The organism is Paucibacter sp. KCTC 42545 (genome assembly GCF_001477625.1).
Taxonomy (GTDB): domain Bacteria; phylum Pseudomonadota; class Gammaproteobacteria; order Burkholderiales; family Burkholderiaceae_C; genus Paucibacter_A.
In genome coordinates this window covers 3,731,864-3,753,445 of record NZ_CP013692.1, presented here as the reverse complement: position 1 = coordinate 3,753,445, position 21,582 = coordinate 3,731,864, and the positions used below count along the sequence as shown (strand labels likewise).

The window sequence follows — 21,582 nt, the reverse complement described above, 5'->3', positions numbered from 1 at the left end:
GGCCTTAACTTGGCGCCATCACAGCGCCGGCCTGCCTGGCTATTGCGCCAGTGCCTCCACCCGCACCGCCGTCACCTTGAAGCCGGGGATCTTGCCGGCGGGGTCCAGCGCGCTGCCGGTCAACACATTGGCGGCGGCTTCCCAGTAGCAGAAGGGCAGAAAGAGCTGGCCCAGCCTGACTTCGGGGCTGAGCTGCACTTGGGCTTGCAGGCTGCCGTGGCGTGAGCTCATGCGCACGACCTGACCCTCGTCCAAGTACAGGGCGGCGGCGTCTTCTGGGTGCATGCTGATCAGGGGCGTGGGGGACAAGGCCTCCAGCGCGCTGGCGCGGCGCGTCATCGCGCCGGTGTGCCAATGCTCCAGCACGCGGCCGGTGGACAGCACCAGGGGGTAGTCGCGGTCGGGCTGTTCGGGGCCGGGCATGAAACTGGCGGGCACCAGTTGGGCGCGGCCGTCGGCGGTGGGGAAATGGTCGGTGAAGACCACCGCTTCGCCGGGTTCGTCTTCCCGCGGCGCCGGTGTCACCACCGCTTCCTCGCGCTTGAGGCGCGCCCAGCTCACACCTGCCAGCGGCGCCATCAACGTGCGCATTTCTTCGAACACGCGGGCCACCGGCGCTTCGCTCGCCAGCTGGCCCGCGCCGTCGTCGGCCTGCCAGTACTGCCAGGGCAGGCCGATGCGGCGGCCGAGTTGCTCGATGATCCAGAGGTCTTGGCGGGCCGCGCCTGGTGGCGTGAGCGCCGGGCGGCCGAGCTGGATCAGGCGGTCGGTGTTGGTGTAGCTGCCCCATTTCTCGGGGTGGGCCGAGGCGGGCAGGATCACATCGGCTAGCAAGGCGGTTTCGGTGGCGAAGATGTCTTGCACCACCAGGTGATCAAGCTTGGCCAGGGCGGCGCGGGCGTGGTCCAGGTCGGGGTCAGACATGGCTGGGTTTTCGCCCTCCACAAACATGGCTTTGATGCGACCCTCAAAGGCGGCATGGATGATCTCCACCACCGTCATGCCGGGCTGGGCGCCCATGGCTTCGCTCATGCCCCAGAGGGCTTCGAATTGCTGGCGCAGCTCGCTGTGGATGACGCGCTGGTAGTTGGGCAGCATCATCGGGATCAGGCCCGCGTCCGAGGCGCCTTGCACATTGTTTTGGCCGCGCAGCGGGTGCAGGCCGGTGCCGGGCCGGCCGATCTGGCCGGTGATCATGGCCAGCGCGATCAGGCAGCGCGCGTTGTCGGTGCCGTGCACATGCTGGCTGATGCCCATGCCCCAGAAAATCATCGACGCCTTGGACGTGGCATACAGCCGCGCCACGGTGCGCAGCGCTTGCGGCGCAATGCCGCAGAGCTCGCTCATGCGCTCGGGCGTGCAGTCGGCCACCGAGGCTTTCAAAGCCTCATAACCATTCACTCGCGCGGCAATGAAGTCGGGGTCGGTCAGGCCTTCCTCGATGATGATGTGCAGCAGGGCGTTGAGCAGGGCCACATCGCTGTCGGGCCGGAAGGCCAGATGGTGCTTGGCGAAGCGGGCCATGGGCGCGCGGCGCGGGTCGGCCACGATCAGAGTGGCGCCGCGCTTGACCGCGTTCTTGATGAAGCTGGCCGCCACCGGGTGGTTGCTGCTGGGGTTGGCGCCGATCAGAAAAATCAGGTCGGCGTATTGCGCGTCCGACACCGGGTTGCTGACCGAGCCCGAGCCCAGGCCTTCCAGCAAAGCCGCCACCGAGCTGGCGTGACACAGCCGCGTGCAGTGGTCCACGTTGTGGGTGCCAAAGCCTTGGCGGATCAGTTTCTGGAATAGATAGGCTTCTTCATTGCTGCCCTTGGCCGAACCGAAGCCGGCCAGGGGGCTTTGTGCGCCGTGGGGGTGGCTGGCCAGCAGTTTGTTGAAGCCGGCGGCGGCGAGGTCCAGCGCTTCGTCCCAGCTGGCTTCGCGGAACAGTGCGCTCAGGGGCAGGGCGCCGCTGCGCACGCGGGCGATGTCGGCGGGGTCTTTGGGCGCGTCGGCGCGGCGGACCAGCGGGGTGCGCAGGCGCTCATCGCTCATCACATAGTCGTAACCGTAGCGGCCTTTGACGCACAGGCGGCCGTGGTTGGCCGGGCCATCGCGGCCGGTGGCCTCCAAGATTCTTTCGTCCTTGACCCGGTAGGTCAGCTGGCAGCCCACACCGCAGTAGGGGCAGACGGAATCCACTTCGGCAACGGCCACTTGCAGCGCGGCGCCGTTGGCGGGCGTGAGTGCGCCGGTGGGGCAGGCTTGCACGCATTCGCCGCAGGCCACACAGCTGCTGTTTGCCAGTGCGTCATCGGCATCGAAGCTGATGCGGGTGCTGGCGCCGGAGCCGGCAATGCCCAGCACATCGTTGACCTGCTCGTCCCGGCAGGCGCGCACGCAGCGCATGCACTGGATGCAGGCGTCCAGCTGCACATGGATGGCGGGGTGCGAGTGGTCGGGCGCTGGCTGCTCGCGCGGCGCGAAGCGGGGCTGGCTCACGCTTAAAGCTTCGCACCATTGCGTCAGCTCGGAGCTGCGGCTGTGGGCGGTGGCGGGCGCATTGGCCAGCAGCAGCTCCAGCACCATCTTCTGGCTGCGCTGCACCCGCTCGTTCTGCAAGCTGACCTGCATGCCTTCGCGCGGCGTGCGGCAGCAGGAGGCGGCCAGCACGCGCTCGCCAGCGATCTCCACCACGCAGGCACGGCAGTTGCCGGCGGGGGCCAGGCCTTGCGTGTGGCACAGATGCGGGATGCTGATGCCGGCGCGCTGCGCCGCTTGCCAGAGGGTTTCGCCCGGCTGGGCCTGCAGCGCCTGGCCGTCGAGCTGAAAATTGATGGCGTCAGACATGGCTCTTGAACTCCTGCGGGAAGTAGCGCAGGGCGCAACGCATGGGGTTGGGGGCGGCTTGGCCGAGGCCGCAGATGGAGGCATCGCTCATCACCTGCGCCAGCTCTTCCAGCAAGGGCGCGTTCCAGTCGGGCGCGCGCATCAGTTGCACGGCGCGCTGCGTGCCTTCGCGGCAGGGTACGCATTGGCCGCAGCTTTCGTGCTCGAAAAATTCCATCGCATTCAAGGCCAGGGCGCGGGCGCTGTCGGCCTGCGAGAACACGATCACCGCCGCTGAGCCGATGAAGCCGCCGTGCGGCTGCAAGGTGTCGAAGTCCAGCGGCTCATCCGCCAGGCTGGCCGGAAAAATGCCGCCCGAGGCGCCGCCGGGGAAGAAGCCGTAAAGCGTGTGGCCGGCTTGCATGCCGCCGCCGTACTCGTCCACCAACTCGCGCAGCGAGATGCCGGCCGGGGCCAGATGCACGCCGGGCTTGTTGATCCGGCCCGAGAGCGAGAAGGAGCGCAAGCCTTTGCGGCCGCGCCGCCCATGGCCGAGGAACCAGGCCGCGCCTTGCTCAAGAATGTCGCGCACCCAGTAGAGCGTTTCCATATTGTGTTCAAGCGTGGGGCGGTCGAACAAGCCGCACTCGGCCACATAGGGCGGGCGCTGGCGCGGCCAGCCGCGCTTGCCTTCGATGGACTCGATCATGGCCGACTCTTCGCCGCAGATATAAGCGCCGGCGCCGCGCCGCAAATGGATGGGGGGCAGGTCTTGCCCTTGCCCTTGCCCTTGCTTTTGCGCATGGGCTTGCAGCAGGGCGATTTCGTCGGCCAGCACTTGGCGCAGGGCGTGGTACTCGTCGCGCACATAGATGTAGATGGCGGCCACGTCCACGCAAAGGGCGGCGATCAGCATGCCCTCCAGAAAGCGATGCGGTTCGCGTTCCAGATAGACCCGGTCTTTGAAGGTACCGGGTTCGCCTTCGTCGATATTGACTGCCAGCAAGCGCGGCGCCGCGTGTGAGCGCACCACGCTCCATTTGCGCCCGAGCGGAAAGCCCGCGCCGCCCAGGCCGCGCAGGCCGGCGGCGCTGAGGGTGTGGATGCAGGCATCCACGTCGCGCTCCCCCTGGCGCAGCTGATCCAGCACGGCGTAGCCGCCGCCCGCCAGGTAGTCGGCCAGGCCTTGGTACTGTGGGGCCGGGTCTTGCCAGCCCGACGCTGGAGGCGCTTGCAGCAGGTTCAGCAGGCCTGCGGCATTGGCTTTTTCAACCGGCTGCTGGCCAATCACCGCCACCGGTGCTTTGTCGCAGCGGCCCAGGCATGAGACCTCTTGCAAGCGCACACCTTGTTGCTCCGCCAGCAGGGCGCGCATCTCGGCGCTCAAGGCCGCGCTGCCCTGCATGGCACAGCTCAGCGAGGCGCAGATGCGCAGGGTCAAGGGGGCAGGGGCGGTGGCGCCCTCGGCGACGATGTCGAAGTGGTGATAGAAGCTCGCCACCTCATGCACCTCGGCCTGCGACAGGCCCAGCTCCGCCGCCAAGGCGGCCAGGATGTCCACGCTCAAATGGCCATGGCGGTCTTGGAACAGGTGCAGGTATTCGATCAGCAAGCTGCGCTCGCGCGGCGCCTCGCCCAAGGTGGCCTGCACCTCGGCCGTGGCCGCGGCGCTGGGCTGGCGGCCACGCAGGCCGCCACCACGGGCAGCGCTGCCGGACTTGCTGCCCTGCGTACGTTTGGCACTCTTCGAAGGCTTGACGGGCTGCAGCGCAATCACTCGGCGGCCGGGCGGCTGGTGGGGGGGCATGGCGGGTGTCTCCGATTCTTTTCAGGCTTGCATTGTCAAGCGGTTTGCGCAGCGCGCCGGGATGCTGAAAGCACTGATTCGACCGATCGGTCGAGACTGCGATACTGCGGCAACAACAAGGAGTTTGCTGGTGGAGACATTGCAGATTGCGGTGGACGCGCAAGGTGTGGCGCGCCTGACCATGAACCGCCCGGAGGTGTTTAACGCCTTCAATGAAGCCATGATTGCCGAGCTGGGCACCGCCTTCGATCAGCTGGCCGCTGACCCGGCCGTGCGGCTGATCGTGCTGGCCGGCGCCGGCAAGGCTTTCAGCGCCGGCGCCGACATCCAGTGGATGAAGCGCGCCTCGGAAGCAACGCAGGACTGGAACCTGCAGGACGCACGCGGCTTTGCCGAAATGCTGGCGCGCATTGCGAATTGCCCTAAGCCCACCATTGCCCGCGTGCAAGGCTTGGCGCTGGGCGGTGGCTTCGGCCTAGTGGCGGCTTGCGACATCGCCCTGGCGACTGAGGACGCCAAGTTCGCGGTCAGCGAGGCGCGCTTTGGCATCTTGCCGGCCGTCATTGGCCCTTATGTGATTAACGCCGTCGGGCCGCGCCAGGCGCGCCGGCTGGCGCTCACGGCCAGCCGCATCGGCGCTGCTGAAGCGCTGGGCATGGGCTTGCTGCATGAGGTGGTGCCGGCTGCTGAGCTGGACGCCGCCGTGCAGCGCTGGGTGGATGAGTTGTTGATGAACGGCCCGCAGGCGCAGGGCGAGATCAAGCGCCTGTTCGCGCAGCTGGCGCTGGGGCCGGTGACGCCCGAGGTGCGCGAGCTGACGGCGCAAACTATTTCTCGGGTGCGCATGAGCGATGAAGCCCGCGAGGGCTTCGGTGCCTTCCTGGCCAAGCGCCCGGCCGCCTGGGTGCCGGTGGCCAAACAAGACCTTAGCCAGTGAGCGGGAACAGCATGACAGCAGCAACAGTAGAAACAAGCACTTCAACGACGGCCTGGCAGATTGCCACGCTGCCCGCCGAGCAGGCCATGATTGGCGTGGTGGGCGCCGGCGTGATGGGCGCGGGCATTGCCCAGGTCGCAGCACTTGCCGGCCACCCGGTGCGTTTGCTCGATGTGCGGGCGGGCGCGGCCGAGGCAGCGCTGGCGCAAATCGCCAAGGGCCTGGATGGCCTGGTGGCCAAGGGCCGCATGGAGGCCGAGGCGCGTGACGCTTTGCTGGCGCGCATCCAGCCGGCCAGCGCCACGGCTGAGTTGGCGGGGGCGGCCTTGGTGATCGAGGTCATCGTCGAGAAGCTGGAACCCAAGCAGGCCTTGCTGCGTGAGCTGGACGGCTTGCTGGCACCCGGCGCCATCATCGCCAGCAACACCTCGTCCATCAGCGTGACCGCCTTGGCCAATGGCATGGCCAACCCGGCCCGTTTGGTGGGCATGCACTTCTTCAACCCGGTGCCGCAGATGAAGCTAGTGGAGGTGGTGTCGGGAGCCGAGACCGCGCCTGAGGTGGCTGAGGTGATCGAGGCCTTGTCGCGGCGCTGGGGCAAGACGCCGGTGCATGCCAAGTCCACACCGGGCTTCATCGTCAACCGCATTGCCCGGCCCTATTACGCCGAGACTCTGGCCTTGCTGCAAGAACAGGCCGGCACGCCCGCCGTGCTGGACCGCGCCCTGCGCGCGGTGGGTTTCCGCATGGGGCCTTGCGAGCTGATGGACCTGATCGGCCATGACACCAATTTCCTCGTCACCCAATCGGTGTTCGAGGCCAATTTTGGTGACAAGCGTTTTGTGCCTTCGCTGGTGCAAAAAGCCTTGGTCGATGGCGGCCGCCTGGGCCGTAAGGTGGGCAAGGGCTTTTTTGAGGGCGCGTCCGCGCCGGCCGAAGCGGTGGCCGCGCCCAGCGCTGCGCTCGCATCCATCTGCCTGGTGGGCCGAGGCGCTTTGGTGGAGCAGCTGGGGCAATGCCTGAGCAATAAGGGCATTGCCTTTACGCGCGGTAAGTCGGCCGACTGGTCGGGGCTGATCGTGGGTGAATTGCATGTGCACCTTTGCGAAGGCGTCAGTGCGGCGCAGTTGGCCAGCGAACTCAAACATCCCGAGCTGGCGGTGATGGACTGGCCGATTGCGCCGGATCGCATCGACGCGCTGGCCCTGGCCTTCGCGCCACGCGCCAGTGAGGCGGCGCGCGCCCAGGTCTTGGATGTGTGGCGCGCCTTGGGCTGGGAGCCGCTGCTCTTGCGCGACGCGCCGGGCCTGGTGGTGGCGCGCACCATCGCCATGCTGGTCAACGAAGGCGCCGATGCCGTCTGGCAGGGCGTATGCGATGAGCAGGGCGCCGACTTGGCGATGAAGCTGGGCGTCAACTACCCGGCCGGCCCGTTTGAGTGGCTGGCGCTGGTGGGCCCAGAGCTATGCGTGACGGTGCTGGACGGCTTGTTCCAGGCCTACCGCGGTGAGCGCTATCGGGTCAGCCCTTTGCTGAATCAGCGGCGCTGGGCTTAAGGGCTGCTCGGGGCTCAGGCGCATTTGCGGCGCCAAGCCCTCAGCTTGTCGATGGCACAAAAAAGCCCGCCCTGCGTGATGCAGGGCGGGCTTGCTTCTTTCTTGACCGAGGGGCCTGAGGGGCTTGATGCGCCTCAGAGCAGCATGCGCAGATGCGCTTGCGCTTGCAGCAGCGGGGGCAGGCAATGCTCCACCAGTTGCTCCATGCTCATGCGCGAGGCGTGCACGCTGATATTCATCGCGGCCACCACTTCCCCCTTGTAATTGCGCAGTGGCACAGCCACGGTGCGCAAGCCCATTTCCAGCTCTTGGTCGATGCAGGCATAGCCCAGCGAGCGGGCGCGGGCGATTTCGATGCGCAGGCGCTCGGGGTGGGTGATGGTGTTGGGCGTCAGGGCCACCAGGTCCTGGCGCTTGATCCAGGCGTCCACATCTTCCGGCGGCAGGGCGGCCAGCAGCACGCGGCCATTGCCCGAGCAATGCGCGGCCACACGGGTGCCCGGCTGCAGAGTGGGCGAGACGACGCGGCCCGCGCTGGTGGCGGCGATGCAGATCACATCATTGCCGTCCAGCACGCCGGCCGAGCTGGCTTCCTTCAAGGCATAGGCCAGCTTGTGCAACTCGGGCTCGACGATGCGCGGCAGGCGGGCGCTGTGCATATAGCTCTGACCCAGGCGCAAGACCTTGGGCGTCAGTGCAAACATTTTGCGGTCTTGCGACACAAAACCCAGATGGGTCAGCGTCAGCAGATAGCGGCGCGCGGCGGCACGGGTCAAGCCAGTGCGCACGGCCACTTCGCTGATGGTCAGCCTTGGGCGCTCCTGATCGAAGGATTCGATCACGGCCAGGCCTTTTTCCAGACCGGCCACCAGGTCGCGCTTGAGCGGACCCTGATGTTCCAGTTCGGGCGTGACCGTGGCGGGGGAGGCAAGACCCTGCGAAATTGCGGGGGCGAGGTCTTCAAATGCGCGTGCAGCTGACATGGTTGTTTTGCATAAGGCGCCCAAAAAAATGATTGAGCGCAAGCCGAAAAACCCGACTATAGAAGTGACCCCCTAGCCCGTCTGTGTAGATTCCGTAATAAGGGCGACATACGCACGAATATGCACGTTTTTGGTGCGCAAGTTCGTGCGCGCGGGCGACTCACACCCGCTCAAGAATCAGCGCAATGCCTTGGCCGACGCCGATGCACATGGTGCACAAGGCATAGCGGCCGCCGCTGTGATGGAGCTGATTGACGGCGGTGGTGACCAAGCGGGCACCGCTGGCGCCCAACGGGTGGCCGAGTGCAATGGCGCCGCCGTTCGGATTGACGCGGGCATCGTCATCCGCCAAGCCGAGTTGGCGCAGCACGGCCAAACCTTGGGCAGCAAAGGCCTCGTTAAGCTCAATCACATCCATCTGCGCCAGGCTCAAGCCGGTCAAGGCCAGCACTTTTTGCGTGGCCGGTGCCGGGCCAATGCCCATGATGCGCGGTGCCACGCCGGCGGTGGCCATACCCACGACGCGGGCGCGCGGTGTCAGGCCATGCTTGGCCGCGGCGGCTTCGCTGGCCAGCAGTAGGGCGCAGGCGCCGTCGTTGACGCCAGAGGCATTGCCGGCCGTGACCGTGCCGCCGGGCCGCACGATGCTTTTGAGCTTGGCCAAGGCCTCGAGGCTGGTGGCGCGGGGGTGTTCATCCTGGCTGACCAAGACGGGATCACCCTTTTTCTGCGCGATGCTGACCGGCACGATCTCGCGGGCGAAAAAGCCCGAGGCCTGGGCGGCCACGGCGCGCTGCTGGCTGGCCAAGGCCATGCTGTCTTGCGCTTCGCGCTCAATGCCGAAGTCGCTGGCCACGTTCTCCGCCGTTTCGGGCATGGAATCGACGCCGTACTGCGCTTTCATCAAGGGGTTGATGAAGCGCCAGCCGATGGTGGTGTCGTAGATCGCGTTGCTGCGCGAGAAGGCGCTGTCGGCCTTGGGCATCACGAAGGGGGCGCGGCTCATGCTCTCCACTCCGCCGGCCAGCATCAGGTCTGCCTCGCCGGCGCGGATGGCGCGGGCGGCGGAACCCACGGCGTCCAGGCCAGAGCCACACAGCCGGTTCAAGGTGGCGCCGGGCACGCTGATCGGCAAACCGGCCAACAGGGCCGACATGCGCGCCACATTGCGGTTGTCTTCACCGGCCTGATTGGCGCAGCCGTAAAACACATCGCTGACGGCCGCCCAATCGACCTGGGGGTTGCGCTGCATCAGCGCGCGCAGCGGCAAGGCGCCCAGGTCATCCGCACGCAGAGACGAAAGCGCGCCGCCGTAGCGTCCAAATGGGGTGCGGATGGCGTCACAAATATAGGCTTGATGCATGGTGTTTCCGTGGATATTGCTGGGGGATGGCGATGCTTTGTGCAGGTCTGCAGCTTGCCAGTTTTCAGCCTTTCGATGCGGCTTGTGGGCCTGTGGGTGTGTCGAATTTCGTTCTAAGTGAGAACTATTGTTCTTAATGCGAACAAGTTAAATGAGTGGTTGAATGACGCCTGGCGTGCGAGGCGTGACAATTTGCACGTCAATTTGAAAAGCGGCGCAGTTTGCTTCTGTTCGCCTGTCAAATCCCTAAGTTTTACGAATCCCCTGCCGAAGCAGGACCCGAGGGCGCCGCAAAGAATGGCGTAGGAAGAATATGAAGGACAGAACAGCCGATCCCCTGATCGATGTAAGTCAGTTGAAAGTGGGCATGTTCATCCACCTGGATTTGGGGTGGATGGCGCACCCCTTTCCGCTCAGCAGCTTCAAGCTGAGCTCGGAAGATCAGTTGCAGATCCTTCGCCGCCTGGGCTTGACGCAGGTGCGCTGGAGCCCGGGTAAGAGTGAGTTGTTCAGTGACTCGACGCCGCTGCCGCCCACACCGCCTGTTTCGGAGTCAAGCGCTTTGACGCAGCCGACGGCCGAGGAATTGGCGCTTGAAGCCCATCGCTTGGCCCTGGAGGCGCAGCGTGAGGCCCTGCAATTGTGTGAGCGCCAATATGGCGAGGCAGCCCGTGGCTTCCGCGAGGTGATGGAGTTGGTGCCCCGCGAGCCGGTGAGCGCTAAAGATCAATCGCTGGCACTGACCAACGCCTTGCTGGACAAGATGCTGGTGGCGGGTGACCTCAATATCCGCTTGCTCAATGAAGGTGCCGGCGACCGCAATACCGCCCATGCCCTGAATGTGTCCATCATCTCCTTGCTGCTGGGCCGGGCCTTTGGCCTGGGGCGTGATGAGTTGCTGGATCTGGGCGTGGGGGCTTTGCTGCACGATGTGGGCAAGACCGAACTGCCCGCGCGCTTGCGCAACCGCGATGAAAGCTTCTCGCTCACCGAGATGCAGATGTATCAAAGCCATGTCGCCAAGGGCGTGGCCATTGCCCAGGCCATGGGTCTGGCGCCCGGCCCCTTGCTGGTCGTGGCTCAGCACCATGAAAATGCGGACGGCAGCGGCTTCCCGCAACGCATCAATATGGACCGGATGAGTGCCGCGGCGCGCATCGTGGCCCTGGTGAATCGCTTTGACGGCCTGTGCAATCCGCTGCTGGCCTCCAAGGCCATGACGCCACACGAGGCTTTGTCGCTGATGTTCGCGCAGGGCCGCAATCGGTTCGACGCGACGATGTTGAACGCCTTCATCCGCATGATGGGTGTCTATCCGCCAGGTTCGGCGGTGCAGCTCACCGATGATCGTTACGCCCTGGTGGTGGCGGTCAACTCCTCGAGGCCGCTCAAGCCCAGAGTGATGGTCCACGATGCCAAGGTGCCACGCGAAGAGGCCTTGATTCTGAATCTGGAGGACCAGCCCGATCTGGGCATCCGGCGCAGCCTCAAGGCCCAACAGCTGCCGAGGGCCTCGCTGGACTACCTCAGCCCGCGCACCCGGGTGGCTTACTTCTTTGAGGCCTTGGGCGAAGACGGTGGCAGGGATTTAGCAGCGTGAATGTCCTGCCCTTCCAGCCTCAAGCGGGCAACCAGACTAGCGCGGCAATTGCATTGCCGCCGGCCGCCTTTTTGGACGGCATGCTGGAAGCTGCTTGGTTGGTGGATGGGGGCAGTCATTGCGTTTTGGCGGTCAATGCCGCTGCGACAACGCTGCTGGGAATGCCGGCAGATGGCTTGGTCGGGCAACGCGTCGATACCTTGGCCCATACGCCCGAGGACGCCATGTTCTGGATGGAGGCGGCCAGCAACCCGGCGGCGCTGATCGACTCCGAAACCGTCATGCGCCATGCCGACGGCCGTATGTTGTGGGTGCGCCGGCGCATCAGCTTTGTGCCCGGCTCAGGGCGCGGGCGCGCGGCGGACGAGGGCTTTTGGCTGGTGGTGATGCGCGACCAGACCCAGCAGCGCCAAAGTGAAGACGAGCGCGAGTCGCTGGTGGCGGAGTTGCAAGCCACACTGGAGTCCACGGCCGACGGCATTTTGGTCACCGATCTGGCCGGCCGCATGCGCGCCTTCAATCACCGCTTCGCGGCCATGTGGGGCATCCCGGCCGATTTGCTGCGTGAGCGTGATGACGCGGCCGTGCAGCTGTGGATGCGTCGTAGCGTCTTGGACAACGCCGACTACGTTACCCGCTTGAGCGCCATTCAGGACGCGCCCTTGATGCAAAGCAGCGACATGCTCAGCCTGGCCGATGGCCGGGTGCTGGAGCGCGTGTCTTTGCCTCAGCTCAGCCGCGGCCGGCCGATCGGGCGGGTCTTTTCCTTTCGCGACCTGAGCGAAAAGCTGGCCGCCAGCCAGCGCATCGAAGAGCTGGCGCACTCGGACATCCTGACCGGCCTACCTAACCGCCGCGCCTTGGCCGAGCGCATCGAATACATGAAAGCCGTGGCGCGGCGAGAGAACAGCCTCTTTGCGCTGCTCAATGTCGACCTGGACCGCTTTGCGCAGATCAACGAGACCCTGGGCCATGCCTACGGCGACCGCGTGCTCAAGGAAGTGGCCGAGCGCCTCAAAGACTGCTTGCGCGAGGTTGATTCGGTGGCACGCCTGGGCGCTGATCAATTCGCCCTGCTGATTCATCATGCCGATGCGCGGGGCGCCGAGAACGCGGCGCGGCGCATCCAAGATGTGATGTCGCGGCCTTTCAATTTCGACACCCTGAGCTTCACGGTGACCTGCAGCACCGGCATCGCCCTGTTCCCGGGTGATGGCAGCAATGCCGATGAACTGCTGGCCAGCTCCGAGCGCGCCATGCACTGGGTGAAGGAAAGCGGCCGCGGTACCTTCCACTTCCATCGCCCACGCAAGGAGGTGGATCTGCTTTCGCGCATGCGCCTCGATCACGCCATGCGCCAGGCTCTGCAGGAAGGCCAGTTCCGCTTGCATTACCAGCCACAAATCGCCGTGGACAGCGGCCAGGTGATCGGCGCTGAAGCCTTGATCCGCTGGCGCGACCCGCTGCGCGGCGAGATCTCGCCCGGTGAATTCATCCCGGTGGCTGAGGAGAGCGGCTTTGTGGTCGCCATCGGCGAATGGGTTTTGCACCAGGCCGTGGAGCAAGCGGCCGCATGGCTGCGCAAGGGATGGCGTATGCCGGTGGCGGTCAATGTCTCGGCGTTGCAATTCCAGCAAGCGCGCTTCATCGACACCGTGGCTTTTGCCTTGCGCAGCTCCGGCCTTCCGCCCAATTTGCTGGAGCTGGAGTTGACCGAGGGCATCTTGCTCGGCGATGCCGAAGAGGCTTTGCACCGGCTGCAGGCGCTGTCGGCCTTGGGCGTGTGCATGTCGATTGACGACTTTGGCACCGGTTATTCCAGTCTGGCCTATCTGAAACGTTTCCCGATTCAGCGCCTCAAGATCGACCGCAGCTTCATCAAGGGCTTGCCCGGTGATGCCAGCGATGCCGGCATCGTCAATGCCATCATCCAGATGGGCCAGGCGCTACGCCTGCATGTGATCGCCGAAGGGGTTGAGACCGAGGCGCAGCGCGACTTTCTGGCGCGCGCCGGCTGCGATGAATTCCAGGGCTTTTTGTATGCCCCGGCACTGGATCCGCTGGCATTCGAGGAGCGCGTCTGGCGTGGCGGCGGCAAGCCTCCGGCCAGTCGATCGGCCCGACATTTCCTGGGCGGCTTGCTGACCTGAGGCCGCGTTGGCGCTGGCTCTTGCGCTGACTCTGGCGTATCCGCCGAGGCGCCCTCCGCGGAAGGAGGGCGAGCTTCTCTCCACACATGGTTCTGCACGCACAATGGTGTTGTGCGTGGGTGGCTTTTCACCCGTGCGACCATGCCGCAGCGGCAACAGGGGAGGAAGCGATGCTTTATAAATTCAAGTCCAAGGCCGGTGCCGATGTGATCATGCTGGGGCCGCAGGGCGATCAGCTCTTGCGTTTGATCGGCAAGCAGCCTGCCGCCCAGGGCATCGTGGCCGAGAGTGATCAGGCGGCCGCCATAGCCGCGCTGCTGCAGGCGGTTGAACTCGATGAGGCGCAATTTGCCGCCGCCCAAGCCGAGGCGCTGGCCGCGGGCGAGGCGCCTTTGCAGCGCGCCGAGGTCAGCCTTAAACAACGGGCCTGGCCTTTTGTTGAGTTGCTGCGCGCGGCTCAGCAAGCACAAGTGCCGGTGGTCTGGGGCGTCTGAGATGTCGCGATCCGGGTGGCCGGTTCAGCTCACGCGGCGCCAGCGGCGTCAGCAGGGCTGAGCCCATGTCTTTGGACAGCAGCACCCTCGTTTTGGCGGTCAGGCATGGGGAAACCGCCTGGAATCGTGCCGCACGAATTCAGGGTCAGCTGGATATTCCCCTCAACGAGCAAGGGCTGGCGCAGGCGCAATGCTTGGCGCAGGCCTTGCAGGATGAGGCGGTGGATGTCATCTACAGCAGCGATTTGCTGCGTGCGCGCCAAACCGCCCAGGCCGTGGCCAGCCTCAAGGGTCTGCCACTCATCCTGGATGCGCGGCTGCGGGAGCGCGCCTTCGGTGTGTTCGAGGGCCTGACCTGGAATGAAATTGCGCAGCGCTGGCCCGCGCAAAGCGAGGCCTGGCGAAAGCGCGAGCCAGACTTTGGGGCGGAGGGCGGCGAAACCCTGAGCGACTTCTACCAGCGCAGCGTGGCCGCCATGACGGCGTTGGCTGCTGCCCATCCCGGGCAAACGATTCTGGTCCTCAGCCATGGCGGCGTGCTGGATTGCCTGCACCGGGCCAGCAGGCGCCTCTCGCTGGCCGCGCCGCGCAGTTGGAAGCTCGGCAATGCGGCAATCAACCGATTGCTTTATTCGCCCGAGGGCTTCAATGTGATCGGCTGGAACGACGACTCCCATCTTGAGAATCTGCCGCCGCCGGCCTTGTAGCTGAGGCGGCAAGCGCTGCATGGGCGCAAGCTGGGGCGCGTTTTGAACTCAACCCCGACTCCGCTTGCTGTCCAACTATGCAACCCGCGCAAATCATCGTTCTTGCTGCGCCGCTATTTGTGGCCCTGATTGCCCTGGAGTTCTGGCTGGGGCTGCGCCGCGGGCGCAACACCTACCGGCTCAACGATGCGCTCAGCAGCCTCAGCTTGGGGCTTATGAGTCAGTTGGTGGGCGGCTTGACCAAGCTCTTCACGCTGGGCGTGTATCTGTGGGTTTATGAGCATTGGGCCTGGTTCCCGCAGCTGTCGGCGGCCTCTGTCTGGGTCTGGGTCGCTGCCTTGCTGCTGTACGACTTTCTGTACTACTGGCATCACAGATTTGGCCACACCAGCGCCTTGTTCTGGGCCGCCCACGCCGTTCACCATCAAAGCGAGGACTACAACCTGTCTACCGCCCTGCGCCAGACCAGCAGCGGCTGGGTGGCCGGTTGGATCTTCTATCTGCCGATGGCGGTGATTGGCTTTCCCCCGCTGGTGTTTGTGAGCGTCGGCCTGATCGATCTGCTCTACCAATACTGGGTGCATACCCAGCAGATCGGCCGCCTCGGCTGGTTCGACCGCTGGTTTTGCTCGCCCTCCAATCACCGGGTCCATCACGCCGTCAATGACGCTTATCTGGACCGCAACTACGGCGGAATCTTCATTTTCTGGGATCGCCTCTTCGGCAGTTTTCAGGAGGAACTGGACGCACAACCCTGTGTTTACGGGACACGCGACGCTTTGCGCAGCTGGAATCCCTGGGTCGCCAACTGGCATGTGTATGGCCAACTGCTACGCAAAACGTCCAGCGTTCCCGGTCTGATCAACAAGCTGCGAGTGTGGTGGGAGCCTGCGCATTGGCAGCCGGCCGGTCAGGAGTCTCGCGCGCATCCGCCCTTTGACCCCTACGCCCAGCAACGCTTCGACCCGCCGCTGCCGCCGCAGCGTGCGTGGCTGGCCGTGCTGCTGTTCTTGCTGATGTTGGCCGTCACCATGGTGCTCTTGTGGAACAGCCACCTCTTGAGTGTGTGGCAGCAGTTGGCGAGTTTGGCGCTGGTGGGTCTGGGGCTTTGGGCCGTGGCGTGGCTTTGCTCGGCGCCTATCAGCGACAGGATCGATCACTCGCCCGCGGCGCAGCGCAAGTGCTGAAATTCACATCGCCGGGTGTAACAGATAAGTGTTGCGATTTTACGTCGGAGGATTTCGGCGCCGGGAATGCACTTCTATACTCATCGCACATTTGGCGCAAAGACCGAGCAATCAAGCTTGGCACGAACTTAACTCACAAAGGTAAACGATGAAAAAGATCGCACTCGTGGCAGCTCTGGCAGCCGTTGCAGCTCCCGCAGCATTCGCTCAAAGCTCGGTGACCCTGTGGGGCCGTATCAACACTACTGTCGAAAGCCAGAAGGTTGAGAACCAAGACCGCAAGGCCGTTGTGCAGAACAACTCTTCCCGTCTGGGCTTCAAGGGCACGGAAGATCTGGGCGGCGGCCTGAAGGCAAGCTTCCTGTTGGAGCACGGCCTGAATTCCGATAACGGCACCGCAACGAGTACCGCTTTCTGGAACCGTGAAGCGGCTGTGCAGTTGAGCGGCAGCTTCGGTGCCGTCAAGCTGGGCCGTTGGACCAATGGCTCCTACTTCGCCACCGCTGACTATGTGTCCATGCACAACCATGACACAGGCACTTCGTCTGACGCGCTGTACTCTGGCATCGGCTGGACAGAAACCAACAAGGTTGGCTACTTCACCCCCAACGTCGCAGGCTTCACTGGTGAGTTCACCATGCACGCCGGCGAAGGCGTTGACAAGAAGGCCTTCGACGCAGCCCTGAACTACGATATGGGCCCTCTGCACCTGGGTGCTGGCTACAGCAAGCAAGGCGACGGCTCGCAGTACGCGATCCGTGGTTTGTATGAGCTGGGCGCGTTCACTTTCGGCGGTTACTACCAGCGTGAAGATGCTGGCGTTGGCGCCCGCCCCACTCGTAACATCGGCCGCGTTTCCGCCATGTACACCATGGGCGCTTCCGAGTTCCACGTCAACGTGGGTGGCACCGAGTCTGGCGGTACTTTTGGCTCCAATGGCGCCAAGCAGTACACCGTCGGCTACAACTACAACCTGAGCAAGCGCACCAAGGTGTATGGCTTCTACACAGCGGTTGACAACACTGCCGGCAACCACAAGGGTGACTTCGACTCGCTGGCTGTTGGCGTCCGTCACAACTTCTAAATCGAGTTGATGAGGCCGGCTTGAATAAGACGGCCTTGTTCGACTTGTGAACGAACTCGCACTCGGTCTCGTGGAGACTTGATTGCGCAGGAAATGCGACCTTAGGGTCGCATTTTTTTTGCCTGGAATTGGCAGGCTGGGCGGGTAGCGTTGTGCTTTTGAATGCCGGGTGCAGTGGGCTGTAAAGCTTGTGCCGAAACCTGCGCCTTGTCTCTAAACTAAGCGCGGTGACTGATGAACCCTTGAGTGCCGGCAAGGCAGGGGATCTGCGATGCAAATTCACGGCGGTATGGCATCGGCGCATGCGTCAGCAGGGCATCGCTGGGCCACGCTCCGTTCGTTTTTGCTGTTATGCCTGATGGCCGCGCTGCAAGGTGTCCACGCGCCAGCCGCTGCCGCCGTGAGTCCCGGCCCTGACTTGCCCTCCGCTTGGATCACCTCAATCGCCATCGCGCTGGCCGTGGCGCTGCTGATTGGGGGCCTGCTGCTCCTGCGTCACTACCGCCGAACTGTCGCGAAGCTGGCACTCTTTCAGCAATACAGCCAGGTGATCGACGGCAGCAGCAATAGCCTGATCCTGATGGATACAGGCATGCAGATCACGTTGGTGAATGGCGGCTTTTGCCGACTCACGGGCTATACGCAGGACGAGGTGTTGCGGCGCCGGCCGGCTGAATTTCTTGGCTCGGGCGATGGGCCAATGGCCGGTCTTGAATTCTTGGTGCGCGGGCGTGAGGTTCATAAAACCGAGTACCTGGTCAGGCGCAAGGACGGCAGCAGCTATTGGACCGCCAGCGAGCTGCGTGCCATGTTTGGCGCAGCGAACGAGCACATTGGCTTTGTCGAAGTTGGGCGCGACATCTCGGCCAGCAAAGAGCGTGAGTTGGACTTGGCTCGCTCCATCATGGTTCATCACTCCCTGCTGGACACCATCCATCGTCATGCGATTGTTTCGGTGGCCGATCCCGCCGGCCTGATCATCGACGCCAATGCTGCTTTCACCGCCATCAGTGGCTACAGCCGCGAAGAGTTGCTGGGGCAGCCGCATCGCATCGTTAACTCAGGGCACCACCCGCCGGAGTTCTGGCGTGCTTTGTGGGCGGCGATCTCGTCGGGTAAGTCCTGGCAGGGCGAGATTTGCAATCGCAATAAGAACGGCCAGCTTTACTGGGTCAAAAGCATCATCGCGCCGATGCTGGATGAGGCCGGCTCGGTGATGCAGTACATCTCGATCCGCACCGACATCACCGCGGCCAAGCGCGCTTGGCAGGATCTGGCCGAGCAGCGTGAGCGCCTGGCCCGCATCATCGATGGCACCCATGCAGGCACCTGGGAGTGGAATGAGCAGACCGGCGAGGCGCACTTCAACGAGCGCTGGGCCGACATCATGGGTCGCAAGCTGGCCGATCTGGGGCCGCTGCACGCTCAGAGCTGGCAAGTTTTTGTGCATGCCGATGATTTGCCTCGGGCGGCCGATTTGTTGGCGCGCCATTGCAGGGGGGAGTCCGACTTTTTTGAATGCGAGTTGCGGCTCTTGCATGCCAGTGAGCAATGGGTATGGGGCCAAATGCATGGCAGGCTGTATCAGCGTGATGCTCAGGGCAATCCGACCTGGATCGCCGGCACGCTGCTGGACATCAGCGCCCGCAAACGCAGCGAAGAGGCCTTGCTGCGCAAGCAGGCGGCCCTTGACCGTTCGGAATTGCTGGCCGCCCTGGGTGGCTGGGAGCTGGACCTGCGGGACGGTGACTTGCAATGGTCTGAAGAGACTTACCGATTGCATGAGGTGGCGCCCGGCACGCAGATCAGCTTGGCACAAGCCCTGTCCTACTTTGCCCCGCCCGATCGCGCCAGGCTGCAAGAGGCCATGGACAGGGCCGTCCAGCCACATGAGGCCTGGGATATGGAGCTACCCCTGCACACCGCGCGGGGTCGCGTGATTTGGGTGCGTTCCGTGGGTGAGGCCTCGATTGACGATGGTGGTGTCCGGCGCATTGTCGGTACCTACCAGGACATCACGGCCCGCCGCTCGCTGGAAGCGCAAAGCCAGCGCAATCACGAGGTGCTGTTGAGTGTGGTGGAGAACATGCCCTGCGCGCTGAGCGTGTTTGATGCCGATCTGAATCTGCGCGCCCACAACAGCAAATTCATCGAATTGATGGGTTTCCCGCCGGCCTTGTTCGAGCAAGTGCCAACACGATTTGAGACCTTGATCCGTTTCAATGCCGCGCGTGGCGAATATGACCACGAGCCCGATGTGGAGGCCTATGTGCAGCGCCTGATTGAGTTGGCGCGCCAACCCACGGTGCATCAATTCGAACGCCAATTGACGAGCGGCAAGACGGTCGAGGTCCGTGACGCACCCATGCCCGGCGGCGGCTTTGTGACGACCTATGTGGACATCAGCGAACGCAAGCGCGGCGAGGCTGAGTTGCGCCGGGCCGAGGCCATTTTGCGCGGCGCCATCGATGCGGTGAATGAGGCATTTGTGCTCTACGACCCCGATGACCGGCTGGTGTTTTGCAATGAGAAGTACCGGCAGCTCTATGCCTCCTCTGCTGACCTGATCGTGCCCGGCGCACTCTTCGAAGACATCATTCGAGAAGGTGCCAGGCGCGGCCAATACGTGGAGGCGGTGGGGCGTGAAGAGGCCTGGGTGGCGCAGCGCCTAGCCGCGCACCGGCAGGGCAATACCTTGCAGGTACAAAAGCTCGATGACGGCCGCTGGACCCGTTTGATCGAGCACCGGATGGAAGACGGCCACAGCGTGGGCTTTCGCATCGACATCACCGACCTGATGCGCGCCAATGAGGCGGCCGAAGAAGCGGCTCGCTCCAAAGGCCAGTTCCTGGCCAATATGAGCCATGAGATCCGCACGCCCATGAATGCCATTCTGGGCTTGTTGCGCTTGTTGCAAAGAACCGAGCTGAGCCAGCGGCAGCACGATTACGCCAGCAAGACCGAGGCGGCAGCGCGCTCCCTGCTGGGGCTGTTGAATGACATCCTCGACTTTTCCAAGGTCGAGGCCGGCAAGATGAGCCTTGATCCGCAGCCCATGCGCAGCGAGCAGTTATTCCGCGATCTGGCGGTGATTCTCTCGGCCAATGTAGGGGCCAAGCCGATCGACATCTTGTTCGATCTGGATCCGGCGCTGCCGCCTGTTGTCGTCGCTGACCAGATGCGGCTGCAGCAGGTGCTGATCAATCTGGGCGGCAATGCCACCAAGTTCACCGCCGAAGGTGAGGTTGTGATCGCCGTGCGGGTGCTGCCCGGGCAGCCGGGGGATGCGCAGGAGACCGTGCGCTTGGCCTTCTCTGTCAGCGATAGCGGCATCGGCATCGCGCCTGAGCATCAGGCCAAGATCTTCAGCGGCTTTTCTCAAGCCGAGGCCTCCACCACCCGCCGCTATGGCGGCACCGGCTTGGGCCTGGCGATCAGCCAGCGCCTGGTTCAATTGATGGGCGGCAGCCTGGCGCTCGACAGCGAGTTGGGGCGAGGCAGCCGCTTCCATTTCGAATTGACCTTGGGCGTACCAGCGGCGATTGCGGATGCCAGCCCGCCGCCGAGCGTCGACGCCGCACTGGCGAATAGGCCTTGCCTGATCCTTGACCAAGCAGGCCCGTCGCGTGACTTGCTGGCGCGCATGGCCGAGGAATTGGGCTTAACGACCGTGTTGCTGGCCGCCAGTACGACCGAAGCACTGGCGCGGCTTCAAACCCAGGCCGAGCAGGGCCAGGCGATTGGCCTGGTGCTGAGCGACTGGCGCCGGCCTGCCGGCCCGGACGGCTTTGAGTTGCTGCGGCATTTGCGACATCTGCGCCAGCAAGGCGCGGCGTTAGCTCAACCCTTGGTGTTGATGGTGAGCGGCCAAAGCCGCGAGGAGCTGATGCAGCGCAGCGCCGAAGAGCAGGCTGAGCTGGACGGCTATCTGGTCAAACCCATCACCCGCGCCATGCTGCTGGAGGCCATCGAGGCGGCGGGCCAAGCGGAGGACCAGCCGGCGGGCAGCACTGAGGCGCCAAGCCGCAGCGCCCACGCCCGGCCGCTGCAGGATGTGCGCGTGCTGGTGGTTGAAGACAACCCGAACAATCAGCAAGTGGCCCAGGAACTCTTGGAGGACGCCGGCGCCCGCGTGCAATTGGCGGGCAATGGGCAGGTCGCCGTGGACCTCTTGCGCGCCAGCCCTGCGGCGTTCGACATTGTCCTGATGGATGTGCAGATGCCGGTGATGGACGGTTACAGCGCCACCCGCTTGATCCGGCAAGAGCTGCAACTCACGCGCCTGCCCATCATCGCCATGACGGCCAATGTGATGGCCTCAGACCGGGAGCAATGCTTGGCCGCCGGCATGAACGCGCATGTGGGCAAGCCCTTCGACATGGACCATCTGGTGCGCGTAATCTTGCAGCAAATGGCGGGTGCGGAGGCGCCGCAAGAAGCTGCGATGAAAGAGCCGCAGGAGCCGCAAGAGCCGCCGGAGCGCCGCTTCCCCACCCTGGCCGTGCCGCTGGCCTTGAGTGAGCGCGCCTTGGCGCTGGGCTTCGAGTTGCAAGCGGCGATGGACCGCTTCATGGGCAAGGCTGAGTTGTTTCAGCGTACGGCCCAGTCCTTCAGCAAGTCCGCCTTGCAGTTGCCGGCTCAGCTCAAAGCTCAGTTGGCGGCAGGCAACTTGGACGAAGCGGTGCAGCTCAGCCACAGTTTCAAGGGCCTGGCGGCGACGCTTGGCGCCGTCAAATTGGCGGCTTTGGGTGCCGAGGCCGAGGCCGCGTTCAAACGCGGCGAACCGCCGGATGCTGCCTGGCTGGATGCCTTGGAGGTGCAGATCAGCAGCGGCTGCGGGCATTTGAGCCTGCTCGCTCAGGACTTGCGGGCCCTTCAGTCGCCGCCTGCTGTCTAGTGCCGG

The 21,582-nt window shown here is 64.4% G+C and carries 13 protein-coding genes; 9 read left to right on the top strand and 4 right to left on the bottom strand.

The features are described 5' to 3' along the window. Positions 1 to 39: 39 nt before the first annotated feature. Both fdhF and AT984_RS16135 read right to left on the bottom strand, forming a co-directional pair. Positions 40 to 2,832 carry a formate dehydrogenase subunit alpha gene (gene fdhF / locus AT984_RS16140; protein WP_058720975.1) on the bottom strand — a complete coding sequence of 931 codons (2,793 nt, stop codon included), beginning with the start codon at positions 2,830 to 2,832 and terminating at the stop codon, positions 40 to 42. Next, positions 2,825 to 4,618, bottom strand: coding sequence for an NAD(P)H-dependent oxidoreductase subunit E (locus AT984_RS16135; protein WP_058720974.1), 1,794 nt, complete (start codon positions 4,616 to 4,618; stop codon positions 2,825 to 2,827). Before AT984_RS16135 ends, fdhF begins: the two co-directional genes overlap by 8 nt. Before the next feature lie 130 nt (positions 4,619 to 4,748). Here AT984_RS16135 and AT984_RS16130 point away from each other — a divergent pair, with 130 nt between their 5' ends. Both AT984_RS16130 and AT984_RS16125 read left to right on the top strand, forming a co-directional pair. Continuing rightward, positions 4,749 to 5,555, top strand: a complete 807-nt coding sequence (locus tag AT984_RS16130) for an enoyl-CoA hydratase-related protein (RefSeq protein WP_058722386.1) — start codon at positions 4,749 to 4,751, stop codon at positions 5,553 to 5,555. An 11-nt stretch (positions 5,556 to 5,566) separates the two neighbouring features. After that, entirely contained in the window at positions 5,567 to 7,111 is a 1,545-nt protein-coding gene (locus tag AT984_RS16125) for a 3-hydroxyacyl-CoA dehydrogenase (RefSeq protein ID WP_082680096.1), read from the top strand. Between the two features lie 134 nt (positions 7,112 to 7,245). Here AT984_RS16125 and AT984_RS16120 read toward each other — a convergent pair whose 3' ends face one another. Together AT984_RS16120 and pcaF are read right to left on the bottom strand one after the other, a co-directional pair. Next, complete coding sequence (locus AT984_RS16120) at positions 7,246 to 8,094, bottom strand: IclR family transcriptional regulator domain-containing protein (RefSeq protein WP_082680095.1); 849 nt, start codon at positions 8,092 to 8,094, stop codon at positions 7,246 to 7,248. Between the two features lie 160 nt (positions 8,095 to 8,254). Beyond that, complete coding sequence (pcaF, locus tag AT984_RS16115; protein ID WP_058720972.1) at positions 8,255 to 9,457, bottom strand: 3-oxoadipyl-CoA thiolase; 1,203 nt, start codon at positions 9,455 to 9,457, stop codon at positions 8,255 to 8,257. A gap of 313 nt (positions 9,458 to 9,770) precedes the next feature. Here pcaF and AT984_RS16110 point away from each other — a divergent pair, with 313 nt between their 5' ends. From AT984_RS16110 to AT984_RS16080, 7 genes are all read left to right on the top strand, one after another. After that, the gene (locus AT984_RS16110; protein ID WP_058720971.1) at positions 9,771 to 11,057 is read left to right on the top strand and encodes an HD-GYP domain-containing protein; all 1,287 of its coding nucleotides are present in this window, start codon (positions 9,771 to 9,773) and stop codon (positions 11,055 to 11,057) included. After that, positions 11,054 to 13,207 (top strand): putative bifunctional diguanylate cyclase/phosphodiesterase, encoded by a 2,154-nt coding sequence (locus tag AT984_RS16105; protein ID WP_231741441.1) that lies wholly within the window; start codon positions 11,054 to 11,056, stop codon positions 13,205 to 13,207. Before AT984_RS16110 ends, AT984_RS16105 begins: the two co-directional genes overlap by 4 nt. A 170-nt stretch (positions 13,208 to 13,377) precedes the next feature. Continuing rightward, the gene (locus AT984_RS16100; RefSeq protein WP_058720970.1) at positions 13,378 to 13,701 is read left to right on the top strand and encodes a DUF1840 domain-containing protein; all 324 of its coding nucleotides are present in this window, start codon (positions 13,378 to 13,380) and stop codon (positions 13,699 to 13,701) included. A 65-nt stretch (positions 13,702 to 13,766) separates the two neighbouring features. Further along, positions 13,767 to 14,408, top strand: coding sequence for a histidine phosphatase family protein (locus AT984_RS16095; RefSeq protein ID WP_058720969.1), 642 nt, complete (start codon positions 13,767 to 13,769; stop codon positions 14,406 to 14,408). 77 nt (positions 14,409 to 14,485) lie between these two features. Continuing rightward, positions 14,486 to 15,595 carry a sterol desaturase family protein gene (locus AT984_RS16090; RefSeq protein WP_058720968.1) on the top strand — a complete coding sequence of 370 codons (1,110 nt, stop codon included), beginning with the start codon at positions 14,486 to 14,488 and terminating at the stop codon, positions 15,593 to 15,595. A 148-nt stretch (positions 15,596 to 15,743) separates the two neighbouring features. Further along, positions 15,744 to 16,679: a porin gene (locus tag AT984_RS16085; protein ID WP_058720967.1), complete on the top strand. Its 936-nt coding sequence runs from the start codon at positions 15,744 to 15,746 to the stop codon at positions 16,677 to 16,679. A 400-nt stretch (positions 16,680 to 17,079) separates the two neighbouring features. Beyond that, positions 17,080 to 21,576, top strand: a complete 4,497-nt coding sequence (locus AT984_RS16080) for a PAS domain S-box protein (protein ID WP_197418130.1) — start codon at positions 17,080 to 17,082, stop codon at positions 21,574 to 21,576. The last annotated feature ends 6 nt before the right edge of the window (positions 21,577 to 21,582 follow it).